Source organism: Thalassorhabdus alkalitolerans, assembly GCF_042656525.1.
Classification (GTDB): domain Bacteria; phylum Bacillota; class Bacilli; order Bacillales; family Marinococcaceae; genus Thalassorhabdus; species Thalassorhabdus alkalitolerans.
Window position 1 is genome coordinate 740,292 of sequence record NZ_JBHSOZ010000003.1, and the last position, 23,752, is coordinate 764,043.

A 23,752-nucleotide genomic window follows, 5' to 3' on the forward strand; every position below is an offset into this window, starting at 1 on the left:
AAACATTTTTTTAGTGTACATTTTTGGAAGCCCATATACTTTGGGCTTCTTTTGTGTTCTGTGTCCGAAAAAGACAAAAGGGCAAAGCTTATTATAGATATGTAGAGAGGTTTTTGATATGTATGCTTCATAATCCTACAGGTAAAGAACGTCTGGGGTTGGCTTTCCTTCTAGGTTTGCTGGCAGTCCTCGGCCCTTTTAATATTGATATGTATCTGCCGAGCTTCCCTGAAATTGCTCATGATTTAGAGGCAAGTGCCTCCTTAGTACAACTTAGCTTAACAGCATGCTTAATCGGACTTGCACTCGGCCAGCTCGTTGTGGGGCCGATCAGTGATGCCCAGGGCAGAAGGAAACCATTATTAATTTCCATTTTTTTGTTCGCTCTTTCGTCCCTTCTTTGCGCTCTTGCGCCTAATATTACTACGCTTCTTATTGGACGTTTTCTGCAAGGCTTCACCGCATCAGCTGGAATAGTCCTTTCTCGCGCTGTAGTCCGTGATGTTTTCAGTGGGAAAGAGCTTACGAAATTTTTTGCCCTTTTAATGGTTATTAATGCAGTAGCTCCTATGGTTGCTCCTATGGGCGGCGGAGCCATTCTACTTCTCCCATTTGCAAGCTGGCATACAATTTTCTATTTTTTAACTCTGCTTGGTCTCTTTATCGTAATTACTGTGGCATTCCGTTTAAAGGAGACGTTACCACCTGAGAACAGAATTCCCAGCTCCATTGGAAATTCTATCCGGACCATGGGCAGTCTGGTGAAGGACCGTTCCTTTATCGGGTACGCTTTGGTTGTCGGGTTTGTTCACGGTGGAAGCTTCGCTTATGTTTCAGGTACCCCCTTTGTTTATCAGGGGATCTATGAGGTCTCGCCTCAAGTATTTAGTATATTATTTGGCATCAATGGGCTTGGCATTATTATGGGAAGCTGGCTTATCGGCCATTTTGCTGGAATCATCCAGGAAAGAAGTCTTCTTAAAGCAGCAGTACTTACAGCCGTAAGTGCAACTTCTATTCTTTTAGTGATGACTATTATTGAGGGACCGTTAGCATCCATTGTCATTCCTATTTTTATTTATATGACATCTATGGGGATGATTTTAACTAGCTCCTTCACACTGGCTATGGAAAAACAGGGTCACCGGGCAGGCAGCGCTAGTGCTTTGTTAGGGATGTTTCCTTTATTATTAGGTGCTGCTGTTTCGCCTCTCGTTGGGATTAACGAAACCACAGCAGTACCAATGGGAGCCATATTATTCATCACTTCCTTTATTGGTTTGCTGGCCTTTTTTCTCCTCACTCAAAACAATCAAGAGCAACAAAACAAAGAGTTGAAAATGGAGGGATAACTCCCCCATTTTCGACATAAAAAAAGACAAGGATCTCCCCTTGTCTTTTTTGCTTTCCTTTTCTCTAAAGCTCTCCCCTGTCATCTGCTAGTCAGTCATCCACCTAAAATTCTACAGAGATCGAGAAAAACAGACAAATAAACAAAATATTCTGACATTTATTATCGCATTTTGTCGATCATTTTATTTAAGCGCCAAGGCTTGCTTTTCTATTTATTTACCTTCTTGCTTCCACAAATTTGTGTAAGTATGTGGCGCACTGTAATGTAGTTTCTTTAATTTCCCTTTCGCTTTTGTGAAACTTTTTTGCTGTCATTTCTAATGGATTGTTCATTGGATCGTATAACTGCACTTCAAGGTAATATGTGTATATTCTCCGTTCCTCTACTCCCATTTGCTGAAGTCCTACTTCCCACAGCATGTCAGCTTCATTTTCCTTATTTCCTGTAGCATACATAATTCCCTCGATACGATCTGTAACAGTTGTGCTCATTAAAACCATCCACTCCTCTGAAAGTTTTCTAAAAGGTAATTTCTTCAAATTATACAATAATCCTTTACTGGTTTCAAATTTCAAATTTAGTCCATTTTAACTAGTTTTATTTTTTCTTCTTTACCTCGGTAAATTCTATGTGCCGCAAATGAGGAAAATTCCAATTTGTTTGTCAACTCACATAACCTGAATCGGCTGTTATGAAAGGAAAAATCAACAAACCAATTATTCTTTTTAGAAAAGTACATAGGTGTTTATCTGTATAAATTATCAGACTTTTTCAAAAATCATTAGATTTATCATATAATTTTTACAATAGATGGTATAAAATAGATATATGGACCTATTCATTCATTCTGATAATTTTATTACTTATGCACATAGTAAGTAAAAAGAGGAGGGTACTCATGATGTTCACTTATGGCAAAGACATTCCCCTGGAGAACGTGCCTAACGAAAATCAATCTGCTGATTCACAGGAAGCAGCCACTCCGACTTCAGAGCAAGAACGTTTCTCTTATGATTACAGAAAGCCAATTCCCTTGGAAAACATCCCGAAATAGAAAAACCTCGTGATGAGATTCTCATCACGAGGTTTTTTCTTTATTGTGCTTTGACTGCATCTTTAGCGAAACGTTTTGCTGTTTCTTTTGCATTTTCGATTGCCTCTGCCTTGATCTCCTCTGATTTTTCAGGATTTTGAGCCATTCCTTCGGCAATGACTGATTCAACATCTGTTACACCCATAAAGGCTAATACCTGCTTAATGTAGCGGTCGCCCATTTCCATTTCCTTTGCAGGGCCTTCAGAGTAGATGCCGCCCCTCGCTTGAATGTGGATCGCCTTCTTATCTTCAAGAAGTCCCACAGGGCCTTCTGCTGTATATTTGAATGTCTTGCCTGCAATAGCAATGTTATCAATATAAGCCTTTACTCTTGGAGGAAAGCTGAAGTTCCATAGTGGAGTAACAAAGACATACTTGTCAGCTTCAATAAACTGGTCAGTCAATTCATTGATACGTGACACTTTATCTTTTTCATCATCACTTAGCTCTTCATAGCCTTTTCCTTGCTGAAGCTTGCCCCAGCCTTGGAATACATCGGTATCAATATAAGGAAGGTCTTTTTTATAAAGGTCGATATGCACCACTTCATCATTTGGGTTTTCTTCTTTGTATGCTTTTAAGAATTCTTCCCCAACTGCCAAACTGATAGATTCTTCTGGTGTTTTAGGATTTGCAGTAATGTACAATACTTTTGCCACTTGTATCTTCTCCTTTTTTTCCGTGTTTTTGTTATGGTTTCCTAACTCTTCATGTGTCATGCAGACATGAGAGTCAGAATAAATGAATGTATCTTCAAGATAAGAGGTTGCTATAGCAACCAAAACCCTAAAAAATTTTCTACAATCCCCACTATAATATAACTAAGTTGTTACAGCAACTATTTACACTCAATTTTTGATAAAAATTTTCCTGCCTGATCTAGTACACATTGTCTCTCATTTTTGAAAGCACTTTTCGAGTCGTATTTAATTCTTCCTCTGTAATCCCTCTGCATACTAGCTGGTTAAATTCTTCAGCTACGGGAAGGACTTTTTCTTTTAAAAGCTCTCCTTCTTCTGTGAGATATACTCTTTGAGACCGGCGGTCTTCCGGACAGCCTGCTCTGCGGACAAATCCCTTTCTCTCCAGGCTGTATGCCATCCGTGCGATATTAGTCTTATCCTTGTTTAAACGCTGGCCGATTTCATTTTGAGTAAGGCCATCTCTTTCCCACAGAACCATCATAATTAAATTTTGCTCTGGCGCTATATTATAAGGAGATAACTTTCCCTTTACGTAGTTCGTTAGCGTTAAGTCTGTCTGGTGTATAAAAATGCTGATATAACTCTCTATTGATATATTCATTTCCATTCTCCCCTGTATCTCTTTCCATCTTGTAGTCCTTGTCTCCATTATTTAACATTCTGCATTAATACTATACTTTTATTCTACAATGAACAAGGGAGTGAACCAAACTTCTTTTGTATCTTTAATATAAAATGGCCACCAGCGAGAAAAAGCTTGGGCTGCATTTTCAAGTTTTTTTCTTTGTGATTGACGGAAGTCACTCTATATGAACGGGAAATATTATAAGGCAAGCCTTCCAGCATGGAAGGCTTGCCTTGTTCCTAATTGACAACAATATATCCAACCATAGGGCCATTATCATCATGATGGGAATGCGTGAGACAAATCAGACGATAGATTCCACTCTCTGTAAAGTGAAGATCTATTTCTGTCTCTTCTCCTTTTTTCACAGTTCCTTTAATATCAGTACCTTCGATCATAAAAGGGTGCTCTTTTCCATTCACACCGTATATCTTTAATTTCACCTGTTTATTTTTTGGAATGACAATGGTTCCTGGATCCCAGCGATAGGCTTCAATTTCTTTACCATCCTCAGTAGTCGTCTTAAATTCAGTTGTTACCATTTGAATCTCAAATTCCTCTGCCTGACCGGCTGTCTCATATGATTGAACTTCCTCATTGTACCACCAGGCAAAAATTAAAAAGAAAAAAACAGGTGAACAAATAATGACAGGAAGCCATTTTTTCTTAATTATGATCGAGCGCATGTTTCTCCCCCTTTGCTTGTCATATAATACATCTATATGACACGAAGAAGGATAAGCATGTCTATATCTTCCATTTTCCTTATAGGGGTTTTTTCTTTTATGCCCCCACCACCTGAACTGTCCCCCGTTAAAACAGATACTTAGAGGTATCTAAAAGAAGGCTGGGAATCGTCCCCAGCCTTCTGATGTTTCCCTGTTAGCTTTTCTTTTTTGATTTCTTTGGCTTCACAAAGGTAACTCTTGTTACCAGATTCATGTTAATGGCTGTATTTTCCTCATGAACCAGCCATTTATCCTTGCTTTTAGTAATCTGATCGAGAATCTCTTTCTTTGATTCACCTTTTATTCCGACAGTTTTGTAATTATCTCGGTCGAAATAAAATCTCACCTTATAGGTTTCCATAATTCCCCTCCCTTTCGGTTATACATTTTCCTAATGCTTTATTCCCTTCTTTATCAATACAGTAACTTCAATCTTTTCCTTCAAACAAATAAAAAACTGTCCGTTATCAGGACAGTCCTAAGCCTATGCTCCTTCTTTTATAAAACCTCTCAGCACATTCTCTTGCCGGTACTTTAAATGGATATCAATCAATATGCTGTCTATCAGCTCTTCATCATTTATTTTGTGTTTACTTACCAAATTCTCTTTCCGGCAGACTCTCCAATCATTTTTTGAAAACCTCACTAAATAAATTCCCTGAACATTACTTTTCACAATTCCGTCTCTATTTGTTAAGGAGCAAGTAACTTTTTCTTCAGGATAATATTCCATTGTGAATTCCTCCTTTTCCCTAATAGCACATGCCTGGGTCTCGGTGAATCCTGTGAGTAGTGTTTTTTTATTTATATGCGGACAAGTCTGTAAATAGTAGGAAGATTTTTAGTAAATCTATTATTAATAAATTAATAGTTTTAATGGAAGATAAGAAATAATGGCAATGTTGAACATAGGAACATGTCTACAACATGGTTGGAAAAAAGAAGAACATATGAACTTCGATTAATAACTTACCCAGTATCAGCTGCGTTGTAAAGTTCTATCGTATCATTTGGCTGAAATGAGGATAAAACACCAAGTCCACTGATAAAAAACAAAAAAACAACAAGAGCAAGTACACGTCTGTTCAATCTGCTGCTTTTCATTAGCTCCTCCTTTACTACCGTATTCGTATTAAACCAGGATGCCCTAATTTGTAATTTTAATCCGTGTAATTATAATTCATTGCATGTTCTGGTTTTCCTCTTTAAAGCTATAAATTAATTGTATATTCTGAAAATTAAACAAAGTATGTTGCTTTATATGAGGAAACCAATATTCTTCCTTGTTATTCTGAATATTTGAGATAAATAAAAGGAATAGGAATGACAAACCTACAATACGAAAGGGGAGAGTTTCTATTAAGAGAATACTGATTGCAGCCACGAATCATGAGACATTGGAAAATCCGAAGAAAAGAACAGGATTATGGTTAAGTGAGCTGACCGAATTTTATGATAAGGCAATTAAAAAATATGAAGTAGACATTGTGAGTCCTACAGGGGGTGAAGTTCCTTTAGACCCAAGGAGCAAGCTTACTGCCCTTCTCCGAAAGAAAACGAGAAAGTATTTAAAGGATCCGGCCTTCAGGAATAAGCTTCAACATTCATTATCTCCTGAAGAAATTAAAAGTGATGAATACCATGCTATTTATTTTGCAGGAGGCCATGGAACCATGTGGGACTTTCCTGATTCGACATATCTGCAGCGAATCACAAGAGAAATTTACGAAAACAAAGGAGTTGTCTCAGCGATCTGCCACGGTCCAAGTGCCTTAATCAATGTAAAGCTTTCGAACGGGAAGTATTTAATCGAGGACAAGACGTTAACCTCTTTTTCTTATAAAGAAGAGCGTCTGCTCATGCTTCATAAACAAATCCCTTTTGTCCTTCAATCAAAGCTGGAGAAACGAGGAGCAAATTATAAACAATCATTGCTTCCCTTTACCTCTTTTGTAAAACAAGATGGACGACTGGTCACTGGTCAAAACCCACAGTCGGTTAGAAAAACAACAAAGAAAACGTTAAAGCTTCTTAAGAAAACCTATAAATAAAGAAGGGGACGTCTCCCCTTCTTTATTGTATCATATATCGGATGCTCTATAATTATGGAAGATCCTCAATTGAGATTCAGTTAAGGCGTACGTATTCATAGCATCCTGTCTTGTGATCCCGAATTTTTCACTGGCTTTCTTTTCTACATAAGCGTCATATTCTTCCACATCTGTTTGTTTCCCTGCTGCTGCTAAACGCTCGTACTCATCACGCATATAAACGTAAACTGCACGTTGATCTTTAGGCAGGGTTTGTAAAAATTCTTCCGTTTTTTGCCTGCTGTCTGGCATTTCTCTTCCACCCTCTTTCATCCATCGATCTCTACTTTCTATATATTCGACAAAATCAGGAGAGTTTCCTTTAATATATAAATAAAAAGTATTAATCAATTTTACTGTTTGGACAAAAGAAACAGTCTTTTGACTTGCTTCATTCTTCGGTACGTTACCCATAATTCTACAAGTTATTTGATATAACCTTCATACCCTTTAATCACTGCTTCTGCATAGTGAAACAATGTATTCGTCCAATTTACACATTCTCTTCGTCTTGGACGATTCCACTTTCCTTCAGAAAAAAATGACCTCCTTAGTCCTTCACTTAATTCAAATTGAACGCCTTTCCCAATTTTTGTGCGGTTGCAAACGTTGACTGGGTTATTTCCTCCAATATGAAAAGGTGCCAGTTCAACCTGGAACCCGTATGCTTCAAGACTTGACCAAATAGCGTTCCGCAATGAATAATCAAGACCTCCAATATATGTGACACTCTCTTTTCCCATGCACCCATGAAAGGCAAGGTGGTGTTTCTTCTCCTGAGATATCCGTAAAATATTCTTTTCATCATAATGATTTGAGGTTACATGAAGGATGGTGTTACTTTTCCTAAGCCTTCCATTAAAATCAAAATAAGTAAAACCTCCCTTTTCTGAAACAAGGCAGGCAACCTCCGTGGTTCCAGGCTCAATTCCCCCGCCGTGAAGTGAAGAAACCACGGTCTCACTGTCGTTTTCTTTTATTGTAAAGGAATAGTCTCTGCCCGGAGTCCAATAAGGATCAGAAAGAAGCTCTGTCATTGAATCGTATGCGTCCTGGCAGCCATCCCACCTTTCAAAAGGTGTCTTCATCTATACCCCGCCTGTTCGTTTGCTCTTTTTTTTATTCTATAGATACTGCTTTCCTATTGAAAGAAACCTGCCTGTTTTTTCTGAAATAACCCCAGTATAAATCATCACGTAAGGGAAAAAGTAATCCACAGGGGGGTGAAAACATTGAGAAATAACAACAATAGAAATAACAATAATAACAATAACAACGAGAATAACAATTTGGAGAATGAATTAAATGTTGACGATTTAAATACAGAATTTGCTTGTGAAGTAAATCTGCAGGATTTAAAAAACAGAGATAACCGCGAGCGTAACAATAATAACTGTTAATTGAAAGGGTGCCTGGCACCCTTCTTTTTTGTAATGATTCTGTAATACTGATAAGTGCGGAACCTTGGGTTTAACTCTTTGTCTCCTTTTCCTGTTTGTGGGTGCCAGGCACCACTGACAGGCACCTTTCTGATCTCAAAATTTTGATTATTCCCATCCTTTTTCTTCCAAAGAAACTTAGTATAAGAATGTTAAAAAAGGCAATGCTATTTTTGGGAGGTGATAACGATGAATAACAATAACAACAACGACAACCGCAACAATCGCAACAACCGTAACAACCGCAACAACAACAATAACAACAATAACAACAACGAACTAAATCTTGACAATGTGAACACTGAGTTCGCAAACGATAACGATCTACAAGATTTAGACCGCAACAACCGCAACAACCGTAATAACCGCAACAATCGCAACAACAATGATAACAACAATAACAACTAATGATTCATCTCCAAACCCTCGTAATATACTTTACGGGGGTTTCCCTTTATTGTATGTTGGCCTATATTTAGAAGCTGGAGGCCTTGTTTAGCAGCACAAAAAAAGGGCTCAACGCCCAATGTTTTTCCCTTCTTTTACCCCTGCCTTTCTGCTTCTTCAAGAGCCCGGTGCGTTGCAGGTCCGGCTATACCGTCTACCGTGATTCCTGCATCCTGTTGAAAGCTCCTTACTGCTTCTCGTGTCACCGGCCCGTATATTCCATCTGCTCCGTACGAGCCTAAATCATATCCTAAGTCCAGAAGTCGCTGCTGCAAATCTCGAACCAACGGACCACGGGAACCCTCTTGCAGGATCTGTCCGCTCCAGCCCCCGGACACTTCTTCCATTGCCCGATACGTTTTGGGTCCGGCTATACCGTCTACCGTGATTCCTGCATCCTGTTGAAAGCTCCTTACTGCTTCTCGTGTCACCGGCCCGTATATTCCATCTGCTCCGTACGTCCCTAAATCGTATCCTAAGTCCAGGAGTCGCTGCTGCAAATCTCGAACCAACGGACCACGGAAACCCTCTTGCAGGATCTGTCCGCTCCAATTCTCTTCATCTGGCGTATCAGGTGTATCTTCATCTCCTCCACCATTTCCTCCATTTTCAGTAATATCATCAAAAGCTGCGGCCAGTGCTGCAGCATGAGCTCGTGCAGCTTGCTCAATAAAACTTGGATCTTGTAAATAGCTGGCATCATTACTGTTAGTAACGAAACCTCCTTCAGTTAAAATAGAAGGCATTGTGGTGTGTCTAATAACATAAAATCCTGCAGTCATACTGCCACGGTCTGGCATTCTTCCGCTCCAGGCGAAATTATATAACTCCCTATGAATTACTTCGTGAAGTTCTTCTGTACGTTGCGGAGCGCCCTGGTACCGATATGTCTCAAACCCTGATACCCCGGAGGCTGCTGCATTGTAATGAACCGAGATGAATATGTCAGCTCCCCAACTGTTTGCCTGCTGAACCCGATTTTCCAGGCTGACATCGACATCCGTCGTACGGCTCATATTTATCTCTGCCCCACTATATTCGTTTTGGAGAATATCTCTTATGTGAAGAGCTGTGTCCAATGCCAAGTCTTTTTCCACCAGACCATTTCCAACTGCCCCCGTATCACTGCCACCGTGCCCAGGATCAATAAATACCCGTACACTCATGAGCCATCTTCCTCTCCTTTTATTTCTGTTTGTTCCTTGTGAGAATTTGTCTAGTACCAGCCAACATGAGTGTGGCTTATTGGCGGGTTACCTTTCAGCTTACGGTAAACTCACTGGATACGACTCGGCCATACCCCATGTACATATAAAAGGGCCGGCAGTCCAAGCTTTCTCTTACTCTATTTACTAAAAAAAGGTTTTTGAGATATTGTATAAGAGAGAAAGGAGAGAAAAATGAAACGATCGTCTAAACCTGTCTACGTCATACTGTATGAAATATTCATGGTCGCATTAGCTATTTTATCTGTATCGATGATTTGGATCGACAATGTGTACGTTCCCCAAATCGATTTAATGGTTTGGCTCATTTTTACAATTGATGTTTCCGTCCGCTTTTTCAAAGCAGGTTCAAAATGGGAGTATGTAAAAAAGAACCCCTTTGATATCCTGGCTATTGTTCCCTTTGATTCATTATTTCAAATGGCAAGGATTGCCAGGCTAATCCGTGCGCTTCGGGCGGTAGCTATCATTAATTACTACGCCAGAGGACTTACTGCCGTTTTGATGACAAATAACTTACATAAAGTGTTAACAGTCACGATCATGCTCATAATGTTTACAGCCATACCAATGCCTTACATAGAGCCTTCTATTGAATCTTACGGTGATGCAGTGTGGTGGTCAATTGTCACCTCAACCACTGTTGGGTACGGAGATATTTCTCCAGAAACCGGTGGTGGACGCATGATCGCATTACTATTGATGCTAAGCGGAATAGGCGTGATCGGAATGGTTACTGGATCTGTTGCCACGTACTTTCTTTCAGATAAAAACAAGGAAAACCCAACTGTTACCCATATTGTTGACCAACTTTCAAACTATGAAGAATTAACAGCTGATGAAGTCAAGCGGCTGGGTCTTTTGCTTACAGAATTGGAAAAGGAAAAGTCGAAATCTGAACAAAAAGTTTCAGACACTCATTAACCGTGCCTGCTATTCAGGCGTTTCCATACTCCTTGCTGCATACCATGAAGAAAGACAGCCCTGGGATATCCAGAGCTGCCTCTTTTTTATTAGCTTTGGTCTTCTTTAGCGCCGTCTCCTTTTTCAGGCACAGCAAGGCTGTCAAAGTTATCAGCAAGATCCTGCAGCCCCTCACGAAGCTCTTCCCCTTCCATTGGATACCCATGCCCTGTAACTGCAAGGTCTAAAGGAAGACTATTTAACTTGCTAACTGAATGCTTGGCTGCTTCCCAATCAGGCGTTAAATACTTGGGAGGACCACATATTTCTTTTTCTTGCTTCATCGCCTTATACAACGATTCTTGTTTCACCGTAACAAACGCGTCTCCTGCAAGTAATACTTTGTCGTCTTGTCTGTATAAAGAAATATGCCCTTCTGTGTGGCCTGGAGTGGATAACCATTCCCACTCAGGCATTCCCGGAATGCTCCCTTCCTCAGGAAGAGGCTGCACCTTCTCTCCCAAATCAATAGAATTTGTAGGAAGCATTGGCGCCAGCTTAGGAACCATGCCCCCTTCAACCGAGGAATCAGGCTCTCGATAAGTCTCTTCTCCTCTTAAAAAAGGGAGCTCCTTTTCATGAGCATAAACGGGAACATCCCATTCTTCCACGATATCAAACAATGCACCCACATGGTCAAAATGACCATGGGTAACTACCACCGCTTTCGGCGGGTTTGTTTCACCAAATCGTTCCTTCGCTTCAGAAATGATATCTTTGCCTGACCGTGGCATACCTGCATCTACAATAAACCATTCGTTTGTCTGCCCAGGATAGCCGACAAAAATAACATTGGCAATTTGAACAGGATAAACGTAAATATCCTTACGCACTTCTTCTCCTTTCCCGCTTCTGACGGTGGTCAAGGGGACAAATCTTTTGTTTAGCTTGTTATCTACCTTGTTGCTCACTGCCTATTCCTCCCTTCCATCTTTATGACATACCTTCCCTTTTTTTCCCTCCATGGAAACTAAAAAAAACAGAAGCTGGCTAAAAGTGTTTCCACTTAAGCCTAGCTTCTGTTTTTGGTTTAGCTTGCTGTTCTTTCGCATTCATCTTTCTTTATCACCAATCTGTGAAAAGGGAATTCTTCCTCTTTATCCTCAATTGGATATTCTAACAATTCAATACAAATCGTCCGTTGATATTCAGCGATAACTTTTGCCTGTTCGCCTTCATAAATCACAATTTCTTCTTTTTCAAATAAGGTTTCTGGAGCATCATCTCTACCATACATAAAAACATCCCCTTAAACTTATTATTACAATTATAAAGGTTTCTACGAATAAAGCAAGGGAAAGTTTCAAAGGCCGATAGAACTAACGATCCTTGAGAAATCATTATGATAATTGCTGTATCAAAATAATTCCATAATTTAAATGAATCTATATGTATCACAGCTGACTGCCGAAGAAGGAAACGATCTGGACTATTCACTCGTTCTCATAACCGTTAAAAAAGCTTGGATGATTACACATCCAAGCTTGGAAAAATCCTTATTTCTTTCTCCAATAGACAGCATCATTTTCTGTTGGCATTGGAGGAAATCTATCTTCTTTTTCTAACTCGATCTCTTCCATATTTTCCATCGGCGGGTTTCCTGACTCCGTGTTTACATAGCTGTCAAACACATACGTGCCTGTTTCTGGTGCCTTTTCACCTGTCTTGTAAAGAGTAGCCATAGTTTAAAACCTCCTTGGGAAATGTGATTCATAGAAGATTTGCCCGATCTAAGGATCGTATAAACCTTCTCATTTCACTTCACAACTTTTGTCTTACACACACTACTCCTTAGACTCTATTAACAATGATTATGCATGATTCTAATGCAGCTGTTTCATCTGGTGCTTTAAGCTCCTGCCAGGTGATTTCGATTCGGCTTACGATCACCCTATTCCAATGTGCCTATTTATCAGATTGACTGTGAAGTAAATACCAGGCGATCTGAGTACTCGATAAGACACCAAGCAAGATTGCGCTGAGAACCCAAAAACCTGTCTCCTCAACTACTGGTATAAGAACAATAATCAGTACATTGGCCGCAAAGCCGCTTTGGTACCAGGCAGTAGTTAGAAAACGCATAAATGTAAAAAATCCAGCCAGACTTACTGCAAATATGATAATAACGGCCAGTGCATACGGATACTGCCGTGCTCCCTCAATTGAAAAAAACAGGACAGCTAGGGCAGCTGCAAAGATCAGCATAAATATTCCTTTTGTTTTCCCCATTTTTTCTCCCCTTATAACAAAATCCTCTTTTAAAACAGCATAACAAAAAAATGTTCAGGTGTATAAAGCAGACTTAATGTAAAGATAGATGTTTGAGCCATACGTTCTGAAGGAACAATGAAGATAGACATTCATAAAGGAGTGACGAAGGGTGAACAAACAGGAAATCAGGCAAAAGGCCATTGATATTATTGACAACAATAAAATTGGTACATTGGCAACCGTAGTACATGATAAGCCACATTCTCGCTATATGACTTTTTACAATGAAGATTTAACTCTTTATACGCCTACCAGCAAAGAAACTCATAAGGCTGAAGAACTGGAACAAAATCCGAATGTTCACGTTTTACTCGGCTATAATGGCGAAGGCATCGGGGATGAATTCGTGGAAATTGAAGGAACAGCGGACATTAGAGATTCAAATGAAATTAAGGAAAAAATATGGAATGAAGAGCTTGAAAGATGGTTTGACGGTAAAAATGATCCTAACTTAATTGTTCTGGAAATTAATCCGACTGCGATCCGCGTAATGAATGACAAAGGTGAACCTCCTCACTCTGTGGACCTGTAAGCTTTAGTATGTACCGCTCATCTCAGGCTGTTGATAACCCTATTCAACAGCCTTTTTTGAGTAGTAATTCTTTTCTATGCAAGCTGTGATCTGAAACTTAGGGCAATCGGGGGATAGGCTTTACAAGAACAACTCCATTTTATGTTTGATCATTTATAAATCCAGAGATTACATCAATATTCTGTTTGCTGATAATCTAAAAAGAGAGCGTTCGGTTGTTACCCCTAAAAGTTAGAATGTCTACTCTAACTTTCGGGGCGGTACCTTCCCGCTCTCTTTTTTATCTATCTAAATAGCTGGCTGTTAATTTCTTTTTCCACATCTTTGTTCTTTTTATGGTCAGCTTCTCTTTTTTTCTCAACATCCATGATGTTATCTACATCTTTTTTGTATTGTTCATGGGTCAATCCATGAGACTGCATAAGGCCTTTTTCCATGTTTTCCGTTACATTCGGTTTTTCTTCTTCACTCATTTTTATACCTCCAAGGTTTTTATAAACTTTTTTTGTGAGATATTCTCACTTATATTTTTCTTCATTCCTGTTTATCTCACACTTAAAACTGCCAAATTGTGTCTATTCCATGGACACTTTTTTCCAAGTGAAAGGCTTCTTTATTCCAGAGGGTCTTTGGATTTACCGTACTTTAACAAGTCATATATGGCCATAGAGTCACTTGGCTGATCTTTCGAATAGCGTGCCGGAAACAAAGCAAAAAACATGTAGTATACAGAAAAATAAGCAAAATAATACCAAAACATATGCTCATCCATCACACCCGACATAATTAAGCCGTTAACTACAAAGATAGAGAGCAAATTAAAAAGCGGGCCGCCCAGGTATATTAAAACCCTTGCAGCAGTTGTGTCATGCTCTATTTTTTCAAACTGGTTAAATGCATGCCAAAAATATATCCTTCTTATTTCAACAGGTCCTATAGAAAAGAGTGGTTTCCCGGTTCCAATGACTAGCCTTGTCTTTCCTCCAAAAATCCACACAAAAAAAGCATGCCCCAATTGGTGAATGATGGTGATCAAAGGCAGCAGGACAAACAGGGAAATAACAAGGACCCATGTATCTTCCCATGAAAACATGTTTTCCCTCCCTGTTAAAACTATCTTCACTGACTCTCTTTATATATCCTCTTCTTCTCTTTTTAAATCTATTTTTTTCCCCTTTGTTCCTTATAAAGCGTATGTTTTGAATACCATTATTAAGGAAATTGGTAAGTAACGCGAAATATTAACTCTCCATGACTAATTCACTTTTTTTGAAGGAGGTTGTATATGAGCACGGAGGAAAAGATTAAACAATATATTTCCAACAACCGGGATCATTACATTGATCTTCTGCGTGAGTGGGTTCAGCACCCGACAAGATCAGGCCAGGAGTATGATTTACAAAAAAAGATCGCTGAGCGCCTTGAAAATTCTGGTCTGGACGTAGACTTTTGGGAGCCGGACAGAAGAGAACTTGAAGATCACCCGGCTTTCACAAGTCCCCGCAAAGACTTTAAAGACAGCCCAAATGTGGTAGGAACCTTAAAGGGAAGCGGCGGAGGACACTCTCTCATTTTAAATGGCCATATCGATGTCGTACCTGAAGGAGACCTGGAACAATGGGAGGATGACCCATTTTCCGGTGCCGTTAAGGACGGAAAAATGTTTGGACGGGGAACGACTGATATGAAAGGCGGAAACCTCGCTCTTCTCATTGCTTTGGAAGCCATAGTAGAAATGGACATTACATTAAAAGGAGATCTTATCTTTCAAAGTGTGATAGAAGAAGAAAGTGGCGGAGCCGGCACCCTTGCAGCGATAAAAAGAGGGTACAAAGCAGACGCAGCCCTTATTCCTGAACCCACCCAAATGAAAATCATTCCAAAGCAACAAGGATCCATGTGGTTCCGGGTAACTGTACGTGGGATCTCTGCCCATGCGGGAACACGATTTGAGGGGATCAGTGCTCTTGAGAAATCCTGGAAAGTGTATGACACATTGATGGCTCTAGAAAACCAGCGGAATATCCGGCTCCAGGATCCTCTATTTAAGAACATGACTATTCCTATTCCTATTAATGTTGGTACCATTCAAGGCGGAAGCTGGCCTTCTTCAGTTCCATCTAAGGTAGTAATGGAAGGAAGGTATGGCATCGGTCCTGATGAGACAATTGAAGAAGCAAAAGCGGAGCTCGAGCAGTCTCTTCACCGTCTCCAGCAGTACGATGACTTTTTTAAACAGCATCCGGTAGATGTCGAATGGTTCGGCGCAAACTGGATACCTGGCTCTGTCGATCTTTCTCATCCTCTTCTTGGTATCCTGCAGGACCAATATGAATCTTCCCAACATGAAGAACCTGTGATCCAGGCTTCTAACTGGGGTACTGATGGTGGAATGCTTACCCAGTACGCTGATACCCCTGCCATCGTTTTTGGACCTGGAACAACAAAAATGGCTCACTTTCCAAATGAATGCATTGAATTAGATAACATTTTTGAAATTGCAGAGATTTTCTTCCACTCTATAATTGAGTGGTGCGAGAAGGAAGATTAATTACCTTGCTCACTGCGAGGAGAACATCGCTGGATAAAAGCTGCTTCTATTATGAAGCAGCTTATTTTATTGATGTGGACCCAAAAGTAAGAGGAACTGAAGATCCCTCAGTGGTCACCCTTCAAAACGTAAGAGCTTCCTGCACCATAGACCATGAAAGAGAGAAGTGTTGCACCTGGGACTTCAGGGTAGAATGAGATGTTTTTTAGCTGAAAGATCCTTTTAAAACAGATCATTATTTGTTTCTATCTAAATGCTGAGTGCCATATTTATAACGGCATAGTGAAGGCAGACACTATTTTTAAAATTCTATTTTAAACTAGTAATTTTATCCCCTGGAATTGCAATGATACTTTGGTCTTATTTTCTTGAGATAATGTTTTGAAATCTATAAACCTGGCAATATTTCTAGTAACAAACACAAAATAATAAATTAAAAACTGACAAAATACAAAAGATATTCAAGGAGGAAAAAACATGAGTTTACACGAGTATATTGAAAACATTAATAAAATGCTGGAAGAAGCAAAAGAGGAAGAAGAAATAACTGAAGAAGATATGGATCTAGAATAACACTCTATTTACTTAATTCTTGATGCCAACAGGGACTATCCTGTTGGTTTTCGTATTTCAACTCATATAACTTGTTTACTAGAATAATTGTTAGGGAAATATGGTACTGACCATAAAAAAGAGTGACAGAACTCTTCTAGAAAACATAGAAAGGAGAATTTTCATGAAACCATACTTGCTTAAATCACTTCCTATTGCGTTAGCTGCCATAGTCGCAGCTGGCTGCCAGACTCAGGACAGTCCAGGTACTGAAGATATGCAGCAGCCGTCTGATTATGATGAAGACGTAGACGAAATGGATGAGGCTGAAATTCCTGGCGGGGAAGCAGAACCAGAAGCTGAACCAGAAGCTGAACCAGACACTGAAGAACAAAACGGTGAGGCACAGGCTTCTATTATTGGTTATTATGATGAAACAGGTGATGAAGTGGAAGCCCAGGCTGTCATGAATACACCGAACGAAGAGGTTGGCACTGTACAATTTTACACGACAGCTGAGGACAACGTCCTTGTGGAAGCCAACTTTGTTGATCTGGAAGTAGAGCCAGGCTATCACGGGTTTCATCTTCATGAAGAAGGCGTTTGTGAAGTAGACGATGATGGAGAGCCATTTACATCTGCCGGCGGTCACTGGAATCCTGATGATGAGGATCATGGCTCCCACGCAGGTGATCTTCCTCCCGTTTATATTAATGAAGATGGAACTGGGTACTTGCTGACAAAAGTTGATACGTTTACTTCTGAGCAGGCAGCTGAAGACGAAATAGCAGTTATGCTTCATGAAGATCCAGACAACTTTGCTCACATCCCTGACCGTTACCAGTCTGAAGATGCAGATGAACCGGGTCCTGATGAAGATACTCTTGCAACCGGTGATGCTGGTGACCGCTTAGCCTGTGGTGTAGTAGAGGCTGTAGAAGAATAGCAGATATAAAAAAGGATGCCCGGAGCGGTCATCCTTTTTCTGTTTAATCTATCGGATCTTTTCCTTTGCCATATTTAAATAAATCATAGATAGCCATCAAATCACTTGGGTGATCTTCTGAAAAACGAGCAGGGAACAAAGAAAAGAACACAAAATAAATCGTAAAGTACACAAAGTTATAGAAAATGATGTGTTCAGGCAGTATACCTGCCACAATCATACTATTGACCACGAAAACAGACAGTATATTAAATATCGTTCCTCCTAAAAGGATAAGAACGTGAGCTGTTTTTGTATCCCACTTCAGCTTCTCGATCTGGCAAAAAGAGTGCCAGAAATATATTCTTCTAAATTCCATCGGACCAATATTAAATAATTTTTTTCCTGTTCCTATTGTAAAAGTAGATTTCCCCCCAAAAACCCATATAAAAAATGCGTGACCCAGTTGATGAACCATTGTGATAAACGGCAATATAACCAGGAGCGAGAGAAAGAAAACCCACATGTCTTCCAGTGTAAACATTTGTCCGATCCTCCTTACCCTTACCTATAATACAGCATTATTTCTTTTTCCTCGTTTTGGACAAATTAATCGTATTTACGCTTTAATTTATCATTTTACATAATTCCTCAATTTTTCTGGCTCCAGACTTTTCCACAGCTAATAAAAAAAGCACCTGCCAGTGGGCAGATGCTTTTTCATACTCTCTTATCCGTTGACTACAGCTCCTCCATTCACATGAATCGTCTGTCCTGTCACATAGGTTGAATCATCTGAGGCTAAATATACATAACTTGGAGCAAGCTCTGCTGGCTGTCCTGGCCGCTGCATCGGTGTAGGTGCCGGATCGTCAATCCCAAAGTCTTTTACCACATCTTCTGGAAAGGAACTTGGAATGAGAGGTGTCCAGATTGGGCCTGGCGCCACCCCATTTACCCTGATTCCTTTGTCAACCAGGTTTTGTGATAAAGATCGTGTCAGGGCCACAAGGGCGCCCTTCGTTGCAGAGTAGTCCATTAACACCGGCATTCCTTGATAGGCCACGATAGATACCGTATTAATAATTGAGCTGCCTTCTTTTAAGTGTGGCAAAGCGGCCTGGATGAAGTAAAACGAACCATAAATATTGGTTTGAAAAGTCCGGTGAAGCTGCTCTGAAGAAATATCTCTAATATCTTCCTGGTAATGTTGCTCGGCTGCATTATTAACCAGAATATCTAATTGACCGAATTCCTCTATTGTCTTCTCAACAGCTTCTTTGCAAAATGCTTCCTCCCCTACATCCCCTGGGATAAGAAGGCATTTTCCTCCCTTTTCTTCCACTAATTCTTTCGTTTTCTCAGCATCTTCGTGTTCATCTAAGTAAACAACGCTGACATTGGCTCCTTCTTTTGCATAATAGATGGCAACTGATCTGCCAATCCCGCTGTCGCCTCCAGTAATCAAAGCAACTTTATCTTTCAGCTTGCCGCTGCCCTTATAAGCTGGATCGTCATATATTGGTTCTGGATTCATTTTGTATTCATAGCCAGGCTGTTTGTCCTGTTCCTGTGGAGGAGTTCCCTCAGACTGCCGGCCTTTAAAAAGGTTATAGCCTTCACTCATTGATTAACACTCCTTCTTCTTTTTTAAATTTGCCTAAACAGAAATAGGCAATACTAGTGTTTATCCGATAATCATTTTCATTAAACTTTTTTCCACCTTTTTCTCTCCCTTACCCTGCCCAGGATAGAAAGAAGCTGACAGCTTTTCCTCACTTTGATTTACATTCAAACTTTTATCCATAATAAGGTCTGTAACAAAAGCCCTTCACTACTAATGACTCATAATTTATGTAGGTAAATTTGTATATACGTCTTCAAAATAAAAGGCATATTTGTTAAAATTTTCACGAGATTAAATGACAAGGTGGTACATATGAAAAAGCTTGCTGCAACGATATTATTTTCCTTTCTTACTTTAGTAGTGTCTGTCCCTGTTTTCTTTGCAGATTCTCTTGATGACGATAATGTTGATCAACCTGAGGAAGAAACATATTACCAAACCCAATTATAAGCAACGACAAAACACTCATCTGTACTCTCAGATGAGTGTTTTTTAAGAGGTCTCATGTTGAATTAAGGCTGCAAGTGCTTTTGCATCTTCGTAGATCATTTCTTCAAGCTTCCTGTTATAAAAAACAGAGGCCGGATGAAAAAAAGGAAAAAGAATATATTCTTTCATTCCATAAACCAGGGTATTGTCTTTTGTATTTTTCAGCTTGAGTATTTTTGTCTTTTGCGCCTCCCCATGAATCTCTGTCATTTTGTCCTTTTTTCCTGTCAGTCTTTCATAGGCCACACCTCCCAATGTAACAATGATCGTCGGATCTATTTTCTCAATCTGGTAATCAAGAATAGGCGCGTGGGCAATGATTTCTTTTTTTGTCGGTTTTCGGTTCGGCCTTTTGATAACCACTTCTTCTCCTTTTTGTTTTCTGACTATTTTATACGGGCGGCTTCTTACAGCACTTGTAATGTATACATCCTCCCGTGATATCCCTGCACTTTCAAGAAATTTATCCAGTTCCTTTCCCGCCCTGCCGGTAAATGGCTGCTTAGATATTAGCTCATGCTCTCCAGGCGCTTCTCCAACAAACAGGACATCAGCATAAGGATTCCCTCCGCCGATGAGAAAGCCCTCAGCAGGATAAGGCTCCATTCTTTTTTTACACGTATCAATTAAAGCTTGCGGAATGTCCATGGTTTCCTCCTTTTGGCAGAAACGAAAAAGGCCATCATAACAAATGATGACCCTTCGCTCTATGCTCGATCTTCAGGACCTTCGTGTACGCCTAATGCGATCTTGGCGTACCTTGACATTTTACTTTTATCCCATGGTGGATCCCATACAATATTTACATCTACTTCATTTATTTCTCCAAATTCTTTTAAATCCGATAAGGCATTTTGAATATCATTGACAATCGTTCCAGCAAGAGGACAGCCCATGGATGTCAGTGTCATTTCCACTTTGACGTTCTTGCTGTCATCAATATCCACGCCATAAATCAATCCAAGATTCACAATGTCTACTCCAAGCTCAGGGTCTTCAACATTTTCCAGCTCCCCATACACCCGGTCAATCATTTCTTGTTTTTCCTCAGACATTTTATCCCTCCCCACATCTATGAGTACGGGCTCTATTTTCCATGAATGTAGAACCTTCTTCACTTGTTTTAACCTTTTTTTATTTTATTTAAACCTCACTTGTACTGTGTCTGACGGTACAGAAAAAGAAAGATGAGGGGCGTTCTGCTCCTCATCTCCTTCTTATTTACATTTTGTTTCATGCTGCTGTCTTTCTTACTCTTACGTAGAACAATCCTCCAAGCACTGCCGCAGCTAATCCAATGAGAACCTGTAATGGATAAGAGGAAGCTGTTTCAGGAAGTCGCCCTCCTGTTTCCGTCCGCTCAGCCGGTCCGCTTACACTTTCTCTATCTCCCCCTGCATCAGCCGAAACCTCAACGATAGTCTTTATTTCATTAAACTCTCCAGTCACTTGATCAATAGAGTCGTAAGCAAATAATTCAGCTGATAAAATGATGTCGGCAAGAAAGTCTCCTTCTGCGTTGTATAACTCTATTAACAGATCATATCCATTCGTCGTTTCAAGAGAAAGGAGATCACCAAGCGTAAGAGAAAGCTTTTCTTCTTCCTTGGTCAGATAAAAGTCGGCTTCAAGCTGGAAAATGCTTAACAGCTCCTGGCAGATGGATAAGAGTTCGGCAATATTTTCTGCCGTTAAATCATCAGCGCTTTCAAAGTAGGGGAAGCTTTCCAGCCTTTCAAGCAGTGCTTCTAATCTTTCCAGGACTCCTTCATTCAAGTCTCCGTTTTCAGTAAACAATACTTGATAAAAGTGTTCATACAGTACCCAGAATTCATCTTCATCCAGACCAAATTCTGCAAAATAATCATCATAGAGCATTTCAGCTTCTTCAAAATCAAGCTCAGCAAGCATGTGGTCAAACAGGAAAAAATCTAAATCATCAGTAAACTTGAAATCTGCTAATGTCTTGTCGTCTGCTTTAAGCAGCTGCTCAAGCTCCTCTATTGACATCTCGTAATCTGTTAACAGCTCATGTAACGATTCGTCTGTTAGTAAGTCTCCTAAAAATATTCTTAACTCCTCTGCATCCTCAAAATCAGAGAGCTCTGTCCCATATTCAGTCTCCAGGTACTCCTCTAACTCTTTCTGAGTCCAGTCAATCTCCTGCAAGTACAAATCAAGCTCCTCCTGCTCGGGTGCAGCATATGTATGTACCGGGACCAACGCCAGCAGCACAACAACAGCCAAACATTTCATCAGTAAACGACTCACGGTTTACTCCTCCTGCCATATGTAGTTGTAGGATCAAAGAATCAATTGTGATCAAGATTAGTATAATTAGTATTTTCCTGAATTACCACATATTTTTTCTTTATTCTGCAAATAACTTAATCACTATTTTAAAACGCTAAAGTTCTCTTATATTCTTTTTTATACTAGTATTCTTGTATTTTGTTATTCTTTGAACCATTCAAGGAAACCGACCTTCAGCGGATTTCATTCCGTTTATCTATGAATAACTGAAAAAGCCGCTCCCTCTATGAAGGAACGGCTCTAAAAAGATCTTTTTTTCAGTCTTCAGCCTGGTCTTTGGCCCGTTGGTTTGTCGCTTGCACGGCGTTCTTAATCAATTCTTCAAACCCGGCTTCTTTTAATGTTTCTATCCCGGCAGCTGTCGCTCCTCCCGGTGACGTCACCTGTCCTCTAAGATCAGCGGGATTATGGCCTTCCTGAAGCATGGCGGCTGACCCGGCTGCCATCTGAACGACCAGCTTCCTGGCCTGCTCTCTTGTCACTCCGTATTCCATTGCTGCCGTTTCCAAAGCTTCGCAAAATAAATACATGAAAGCAGGAGCGCTTCCTGTCACTGCCGTTAAATCATGAACCTGCTGGGCACTTAATTCTTCATACTCCCCGATCGCGTGCAATATCACTTCTAATACATGTCTATGCTCACTGTTCACATACTGCCCGCATACATAGGTGGACATCGACTGTTGAACTTGCGCAGCTGTATTAGGCATAATCCATGCCACAGGGGTGCCTTCTGGAAGACGCTTCTCCATATAATCTGGATCGATGCCTGCTGCAACTGTAATAACGAGCTGCCCATCTACAACTTCTGCCAGCTCCTTTAGTAACTCATCATGAACTCCAGGAGGAGCTGCCAGTACGATCACTTCAACCTGGTCTGTTTCCTCCTTCCACTTGGTTGTTTGCTTTACCCCGTACTGCTTCGCTTGATTATGTAATCGTTCCTCATCGGATTTATTTGAAACGATAATTCTTCCGATATCAGGGTGGCTTTGGCGAAGCAAGCCGGCGTAAATCGCTTCCGCCATTCTTCCTGCTCCAATAAATAAAATGTTATTTTTCTTCATATACCGCTGCCCCTTTCTTAAATGGCTCAAAGGTGATCTCTTTCTATTTTACCGTATCTTCTTTTGAGGGAACAAACTATTGACGTTTTGCAACGAAATGCTGCTAGAATGTTACTTTTCTTCTGTGCTTTCTGGGATGACTTTATGTAATCAGAGGATATTGTACGCTTTGAGTATTAATCCGGTTGCTTTGCGGATTAATTGGGTCGTTTTACGCAATAATTGGGTTGTTTTGCAGGTTAATTGGGTCTATTTTCAATTAATTGGGTCAAAACCAACACTAATTAGGTCAAACGACAAATTTCAACACTCCTCGCACTCTCACCCGCTTCCTCCCTTCCGCTTATCTCTACTTCTGCTCCCATAGAAAAAAGCTGTTGAGATTTTACTCAACAGCTCTTCCCTACTTTTCTAATTGCGTAAACCGTTTAAATGACCTACACCTTTTAGCGTAATCACACTTTCTTCCACAGTGGAATCAAGAGCCTCCACAGAAATGATTCCATTTAACGTTCCCCGGTCTGTTTCAAATGTGAGTCTTTCCTTGGTGTCATCCTTCATTGCATCTGTAAAAAAGCGCTGGTTCTCCACGCCATAAAGCTTTGCTTCCCATGATCCGGAAGTTTCATCTTCAACGATTAACTCTCCTGAAGTTATATGAAGCTCGTCATTATGCTCATTAAATACTTGATCAATTTTCATTTTGACGTCCTCCTTCATTAAAGCTCTTACTCTTTTAATAACGCCATTCCCC

At 40.1% G+C, this 23,752-nt stretch carries 32 protein-coding genes; 9 read left to right on the plus strand and 23 right to left on the minus strand.

Going from position 1 to position 23,752, the window contains the following annotated elements:
- Positions 1-122: 122 nt before the first annotated feature.
- The gene (locus ACFPU1_RS06340) at positions 123-1,352 is read left to right on the plus strand and encodes a Bcr/CflA family efflux MFS transporter (protein ID WP_385939546.1); all 1,230 of its coding nucleotides are present in this window, start codon (positions 123-125) and stop codon (positions 1,350-1,352) included.
- Between the two features lie 217 nt (positions 1,353-1,569).
- Here ACFPU1_RS06340 and ACFPU1_RS06345 read toward each other — a convergent pair whose 3' ends face one another.
- On the minus strand, positions 1,570-1,845 hold the full coding sequence (locus ACFPU1_RS06345; RefSeq protein WP_054634858.1) for a hypothetical protein: 276 nt from the start codon (positions 1,843-1,845) through the stop codon (positions 1,570-1,572).
- A 407-nt stretch (positions 1,846-2,252) separates the two neighbouring features.
- On the opposite strand from ACFPU1_RS06345, the gene ACFPU1_RS06350 reads away from it, so the two are divergent.
- Positions 2,253-2,408, plus strand: coding sequence for a hypothetical protein (locus tag ACFPU1_RS06350; RefSeq protein WP_157049677.1), 156 nt, complete (start codon positions 2,253-2,255; stop codon positions 2,406-2,408).
- A 40-nt stretch (positions 2,409-2,448) separates the two neighbouring features.
- Here the strand turns inward: ACFPU1_RS06350 and ACFPU1_RS06355 are convergent, their stop codons facing one another.
- The 6 genes from ACFPU1_RS06355 to ACFPU1_RS06380 all read right to left on the minus strand — a co-directional run bounded on the left by ACFPU1_RS06355 (position 2,449) and on the right by ACFPU1_RS06380 (position 5,610).
- Positions 2,449-3,108 carry an FMN-dependent NADH-azoreductase gene (locus tag ACFPU1_RS06355; RefSeq protein ID WP_054635141.1) on the minus strand — a complete coding sequence of 220 codons (660 nt, stop codon included), beginning with the start codon at positions 3,106-3,108 and terminating at the stop codon, positions 2,449-2,451.
- Between the two features lie 220 nt (positions 3,109-3,328).
- A complete protein-coding gene (locus tag ACFPU1_RS06360) occupies positions 3,329-3,754 on the minus strand; it encodes a MarR family winged helix-turn-helix transcriptional regulator (protein ID WP_054634859.1) in 426 nt (141 codons plus the stop codon).
- Positions 3,755-4,017: 263 nt separating this feature from the next.
- A complete protein-coding gene (locus ACFPU1_RS06365) occupies positions 4,018-4,464 on the minus strand; it encodes a cupredoxin domain-containing protein (protein ID WP_385939549.1) in 447 nt (148 codons plus the stop codon).
- Between the two features lie 196 nt (positions 4,465-4,660).
- Positions 4,661-4,867, minus strand: a complete 207-nt coding sequence (locus ACFPU1_RS06370; RefSeq protein WP_054634861.1) for a hypothetical protein — start codon at positions 4,865-4,867, stop codon at positions 4,661-4,663.
- 123 nt (positions 4,868-4,990) lie between these two features.
- Complete coding sequence (locus ACFPU1_RS06375) at positions 4,991-5,239, minus strand: hypothetical protein (RefSeq protein ID WP_385939552.1); 249 nt, start codon at positions 5,237-5,239, stop codon at positions 4,991-4,993.
- A 236-nt stretch (positions 5,240-5,475) separates the two neighbouring features.
- Positions 5,476-5,610: a hypothetical protein gene (locus ACFPU1_RS06380; RefSeq protein ID WP_269757887.1), complete on the minus strand. Its 135-nt coding sequence runs from the start codon at positions 5,608-5,610 to the stop codon at positions 5,476-5,478.
- 293 nt (positions 5,611-5,903) lie between these two features.
- Between ACFPU1_RS06380 and ACFPU1_RS06385 the strand changes: the two genes are divergently transcribed.
- Positions 5,904-6,557 carry a type 1 glutamine amidotransferase domain-containing protein gene (locus ACFPU1_RS06385; RefSeq protein ID WP_385939554.1) on the plus strand — a complete coding sequence of 218 codons (654 nt, stop codon included), beginning with the start codon at positions 5,904-5,906 and terminating at the stop codon, positions 6,555-6,557.
- 30 nt (positions 6,558-6,587) lie between these two features.
- On the opposite strand, the gene ACFPU1_RS06390 is transcribed toward ACFPU1_RS06385, so the two are convergent.
- Together ACFPU1_RS06390 and ACFPU1_RS06395 are read right to left on the minus strand one after the other, a co-directional pair.
- Positions 6,588-7,010: a hypothetical protein gene (locus ACFPU1_RS06390; RefSeq protein ID WP_054634865.1), complete on the minus strand. Its 423-nt coding sequence runs from the start codon at positions 7,008-7,010 to the stop codon at positions 6,588-6,590.
- 11 nt (positions 7,011-7,021) lie between these two features.
- Entirely contained in the window at positions 7,022-7,684 is a 663-nt protein-coding gene (locus tag ACFPU1_RS06395) for a poly-gamma-glutamate hydrolase family protein (protein ID WP_385939556.1), read from the minus strand.
- 540 nt (positions 7,685-8,224) lie between these two features.
- On the opposite strand from ACFPU1_RS06395, the gene ACFPU1_RS06400 reads away from it, so the two are divergent.
- On the plus strand, positions 8,225-8,443 hold the full coding sequence (locus tag ACFPU1_RS06400; protein WP_385939558.1) for a hypothetical protein: 219 nt from the start codon (positions 8,225-8,227) through the stop codon (positions 8,441-8,443).
- Between the two features lie 134 nt (positions 8,444-8,577).
- On the opposite strand, the gene ACFPU1_RS06405 is transcribed toward ACFPU1_RS06400, so the two are convergent.
- Positions 8,578-9,648, minus strand: coding sequence for an N-acetylmuramoyl-L-alanine amidase (locus ACFPU1_RS06405; protein ID WP_385939560.1), 1,071 nt, complete (start codon positions 9,646-9,648; stop codon positions 8,578-8,580).
- A 234-nt stretch (positions 9,649-9,882) separates the two neighbouring features.
- On the opposite strand from ACFPU1_RS06405, the gene ACFPU1_RS06410 reads away from it, so the two are divergent.
- On the plus strand, positions 9,883-10,632 hold the full coding sequence (locus ACFPU1_RS06410; RefSeq protein WP_385939562.1) for a potassium channel family protein: 750 nt from the start codon (positions 9,883-9,885) through the stop codon (positions 10,630-10,632).
- Between the two features lie 89 nt (positions 10,633-10,721).
- Here ACFPU1_RS06410 and ACFPU1_RS06415 read toward each other — a convergent pair whose 3' ends face one another.
- From ACFPU1_RS06415 to ACFPU1_RS06430, 4 genes are all read right to left on the minus strand, one after another.
- The gene (locus tag ACFPU1_RS06415) at positions 10,722-11,582 is read right to left on the minus strand and encodes an MBL fold metallo-hydrolase (RefSeq protein WP_385939564.1); all 861 of its coding nucleotides are present in this window, start codon (positions 11,580-11,582) and stop codon (positions 10,722-10,724) included.
- Between the two features lie 119 nt (positions 11,583-11,701).
- Positions 11,702-11,908, minus strand: a complete 207-nt coding sequence (locus ACFPU1_RS06420) for a hypothetical protein (RefSeq protein ID WP_054634871.1) — start codon at positions 11,906-11,908, stop codon at positions 11,702-11,704.
- A gap of 259 nt (positions 11,909-12,167) precedes the next feature.
- Positions 12,168-12,353 (minus strand): YjzC family protein, encoded by a 186-nt coding sequence (locus ACFPU1_RS06425; protein WP_054634872.1) that lies wholly within the window; start codon positions 12,351-12,353, stop codon positions 12,168-12,170.
- A 223-nt stretch (positions 12,354-12,576) separates the two neighbouring features.
- Complete coding sequence (locus ACFPU1_RS06430; RefSeq protein WP_385939567.1) at positions 12,577-12,900, minus strand: hypothetical protein; 324 nt, start codon at positions 12,898-12,900, stop codon at positions 12,577-12,579.
- Positions 12,901-13,051: 151 nt separating this feature from the next.
- On the opposite strand from ACFPU1_RS06430, the gene ACFPU1_RS06435 reads away from it, so the two are divergent.
- Positions 13,052-13,474 (plus strand): pyridoxamine 5'-phosphate oxidase family protein, encoded by a 423-nt coding sequence (locus ACFPU1_RS06435; protein ID WP_054634874.1) that lies wholly within the window; start codon positions 13,052-13,054, stop codon positions 13,472-13,474.
- Between the two features lie 284 nt (positions 13,475-13,758).
- Here ACFPU1_RS06435 and ACFPU1_RS06440 read toward each other — a convergent pair whose 3' ends face one another.
- Together ACFPU1_RS06440 and ACFPU1_RS06445 are read right to left on the minus strand one after the other, a co-directional pair.
- Entirely contained in the window at positions 13,759-13,947 is a 189-nt protein-coding gene (locus tag ACFPU1_RS06440) for a YuzK family famiily protein (protein WP_054634875.1), read from the minus strand.
- 140 nt (positions 13,948-14,087) lie between these two features.
- Positions 14,088-14,567, minus strand: coding sequence for a zinc metalloprotease (locus ACFPU1_RS06445; RefSeq protein WP_385939569.1), 480 nt, complete (start codon positions 14,565-14,567; stop codon positions 14,088-14,090).
- Between the two features lie 192 nt (positions 14,568-14,759).
- On the opposite strand from ACFPU1_RS06445, the gene ACFPU1_RS06450 reads away from it, so the two are divergent.
- Positions 14,760-16,025, plus strand: coding sequence for a peptidase (locus ACFPU1_RS06450; protein WP_054634877.1), 1,266 nt, complete (start codon positions 14,760-14,762; stop codon positions 16,023-16,025).
- A 736-nt stretch (positions 16,026-16,761) separates the two neighbouring features.
- Positions 16,762-17,523, plus strand: coding sequence for a superoxide dismutase family protein (locus ACFPU1_RS06455; RefSeq protein ID WP_385939572.1), 762 nt, complete (start codon positions 16,762-16,764; stop codon positions 17,521-17,523).
- A gap of 43 nt (positions 17,524-17,566) precedes the next feature.
- Here the strand turns inward: ACFPU1_RS06455 and ACFPU1_RS06460 are convergent, their stop codons facing one another.
- On the minus strand, positions 17,567-18,046 hold the full coding sequence (locus ACFPU1_RS06460) for a hypothetical protein (RefSeq protein ID WP_100399593.1): 480 nt from the start codon (positions 18,044-18,046) through the stop codon (positions 17,567-17,569).
- A 186-nt stretch (positions 18,047-18,232) separates the two neighbouring features.
- Entirely contained in the window at positions 18,233-19,129 is an 897-nt protein-coding gene (locus ACFPU1_RS06465; RefSeq protein ID WP_385939574.1) for an SDR family oxidoreductase, read from the minus strand.
- Between the two features lie 312 nt (positions 19,130-19,441).
- On the opposite strand from ACFPU1_RS06465, the gene ACFPU1_RS06470 reads away from it, so the two are divergent.
- Positions 19,442-19,579, plus strand: coding sequence for a hypothetical protein (locus ACFPU1_RS06470; protein WP_157049679.1), 138 nt, complete (start codon positions 19,442-19,444; stop codon positions 19,577-19,579).
- A 42-nt stretch (positions 19,580-19,621) separates the two neighbouring features.
- On the opposite strand, the gene ACFPU1_RS06475 is transcribed toward ACFPU1_RS06470, so the two are convergent.
- The 5 genes from ACFPU1_RS06475 to ACFPU1_RS06495 all read right to left on the minus strand — a co-directional run bounded on the left by ACFPU1_RS06475 (position 19,622) and on the right by ACFPU1_RS06495 (position 23,700).
- Complete coding sequence (locus ACFPU1_RS06475) at positions 19,622-20,266, minus strand: uracil-DNA glycosylase (RefSeq protein WP_385939576.1); 645 nt, start codon at positions 20,264-20,266, stop codon at positions 19,622-19,624.
- 59 nt (positions 20,267-20,325) lie between these two features.
- The gene (locus ACFPU1_RS06480) at positions 20,326-20,673 is read right to left on the minus strand and encodes a metal-sulfur cluster assembly factor (protein WP_054634882.1); all 348 of its coding nucleotides are present in this window, start codon (positions 20,671-20,673) and stop codon (positions 20,326-20,328) included.
- A 178-nt stretch (positions 20,674-20,851) separates the two neighbouring features.
- Complete coding sequence (locus ACFPU1_RS06485; RefSeq protein ID WP_385939578.1) at positions 20,852-21,889, minus strand: processed acidic surface protein; 1,038 nt, start codon at positions 21,887-21,889, stop codon at positions 20,852-20,854.
- Between the two features lie 299 nt (positions 21,890-22,188).
- Positions 22,189-22,998 carry a pyrroline-5-carboxylate reductase gene (proC, locus tag ACFPU1_RS06490; RefSeq protein ID WP_385939580.1) on the minus strand — a complete coding sequence of 270 codons (810 nt, stop codon included), beginning with the start codon at positions 22,996-22,998 and terminating at the stop codon, positions 22,189-22,191.
- A 411-nt stretch (positions 22,999-23,409) separates the two neighbouring features.
- Complete coding sequence (locus tag ACFPU1_RS06495) at positions 23,410-23,700, minus strand: hypothetical protein (protein ID WP_054634886.1); 291 nt, start codon at positions 23,698-23,700, stop codon at positions 23,410-23,412.
- Between the last annotated feature and the right edge of the window lie 52 nt (positions 23,701-23,752).

Coding starts and splice junctions, on each gene's coding strand:
- ACFPU1_RS06400 (WP_385939558.1), top strand. CDS start 8,225: ATGAATAACAATAACAACAACGACAACCGCAACAATCGCAACAACCGT.
- ACFPU1_RS06375 (WP_385939552.1), bottom strand. CDS start 5,239: ATGGAATATTATCCTGAAGAAAAAGTTACTTGCTCCTTAACAAATAGA.
- ACFPU1_RS06420 (WP_054634871.1), bottom strand. CDS start 11,908: ATGTATGGTAGAGATGATGCTCCAGAAACCTTATTTGAAAAAGAAGAA.
- ACFPU1_RS06470 (WP_157049679.1), top strand. CDS start 19,442: ATGAAAAAGCTTGCTGCAACGATATTATTTTCCTTTCTTACTTTAGTA.
- ACFPU1_RS06340 (WP_385939546.1), top strand. CDS start 123: ATGCTTCATAATCCTACAGGTAAAGAACGTCTGGGGTTGGCTTTCCTT.
- ACFPU1_RS06450 (WP_054634877.1), top strand. CDS start 14,760: ATGAGCACGGAGGAAAAGATTAAACAATATATTTCCAACAACCGGGAT.
- ACFPU1_RS06495 (WP_054634886.1), bottom strand. CDS start 23,700: ATGAAAATTGATCAAGTATTTAATGAGCATAATGACGAGCTTCATATA.
- ACFPU1_RS06365 (WP_385939549.1), bottom strand. CDS start 4,464: ATGCGCTCGATCATAATTAAGAAAAAATGGCTTCCTGTCATTATTTGT.
- ACFPU1_RS06460 (WP_100399593.1), bottom strand. CDS start 18,046: ATGTTTACACTGGAAGACATGTGGGTTTTCTTTCTCTCGCTCCTGGTT.
- ACFPU1_RS06350 (WP_157049677.1), top strand. CDS start 2,253: ATGATGTTCACTTATGGCAAAGACATTCCCCTGGAGAACGTGCCTAAC.
- ACFPU1_RS06425 (WP_054634872.1), bottom strand. CDS start 12,353: ATGGCTACTCTTTACAAGACAGGTGAAAAGGCACCAGAAACAGGCACG.
- ACFPU1_RS06345 (WP_054634858.1), bottom strand. CDS start 1,845: ATGAGCACAACTGTTACAGATCGTATCGAGGGAATTATGTATGCTACA.
- ACFPU1_RS06440 (WP_054634875.1), bottom strand. CDS start 13,947: ATGAGTGAAGAAGAAAAACCGAATGTAACGGAAAACATGGAAAAAGGC.
- ACFPU1_RS06430 (WP_385939567.1), bottom strand. CDS start 12,900: ATGGGGAAAACAAAAGGAATATTTATGCTGATCTTTGCAGCTGCCCTA.
- ACFPU1_RS06410 (WP_385939562.1), top strand. CDS start 9,883: ATGAAACGATCGTCTAAACCTGTCTACGTCATACTGTATGAAATATTC.
- ACFPU1_RS06465 (WP_385939574.1), bottom strand. CDS start 19,129: ATGAGTGAAGGCTATAACCTTTTTAAAGGCCGGCAGTCTGAGGGAACT.
- ACFPU1_RS06445 (WP_385939569.1), bottom strand. CDS start 14,567: ATGTTTTCATGGGAAGATACATGGGTCCTTGTTATTTCCCTGTTTGTC.
- ACFPU1_RS06395 (WP_385939556.1), bottom strand. CDS start 7,684: ATGAAGACACCTTTTGAAAGGTGGGATGGCTGCCAGGACGCATACGAT.
- ACFPU1_RS06390 (WP_054634865.1), bottom strand. CDS start 7,010: ATGGGTAACGTACCGAAGAATGAAGCAAGTCAAAAGACTGTTTCTTTT.
- ACFPU1_RS06480 (WP_054634882.1), bottom strand. CDS start 20,673: ATGTCTGAGGAAAAACAAGAAATGATTGACCGGGTGTATGGGGAGCTG.
- ACFPU1_RS06380 (WP_269757887.1), bottom strand. CDS start 5,610: ATGAAAAGCAGCAGATTGAACAGACGTGTACTTGCTCTTGTTGTTTTT.
- proC (WP_385939580.1), bottom strand. CDS start 22,998: ATGAAGAAAAATAACATTTTATTTATTGGAGCAGGAAGAATGGCGGAA.
- ACFPU1_RS06475 (WP_385939576.1), bottom strand. CDS start 20,266: ATGGACATTCCGCAAGCTTTAATTGATACGTGTAAAAAAAGAATGGAG.
- ACFPU1_RS06360 (WP_054634859.1), bottom strand. CDS start 3,754: ATGAATATATCAATAGAGAGTTATATCAGCATTTTTATACACCAGACA.
- ACFPU1_RS06370 (WP_054634861.1), bottom strand. CDS start 4,867: ATGGAAACCTATAAGGTGAGATTTTATTTCGACCGAGATAATTACAAA.
- ACFPU1_RS06405 (WP_385939560.1), bottom strand. CDS start 9,648: ATGAGTGTACGGGTATTTATTGATCCTGGGCACGGTGGCAGTGATACG.
- ACFPU1_RS06455 (WP_385939572.1), top strand. CDS start 16,762: ATGAAACCATACTTGCTTAAATCACTTCCTATTGCGTTAGCTGCCATA.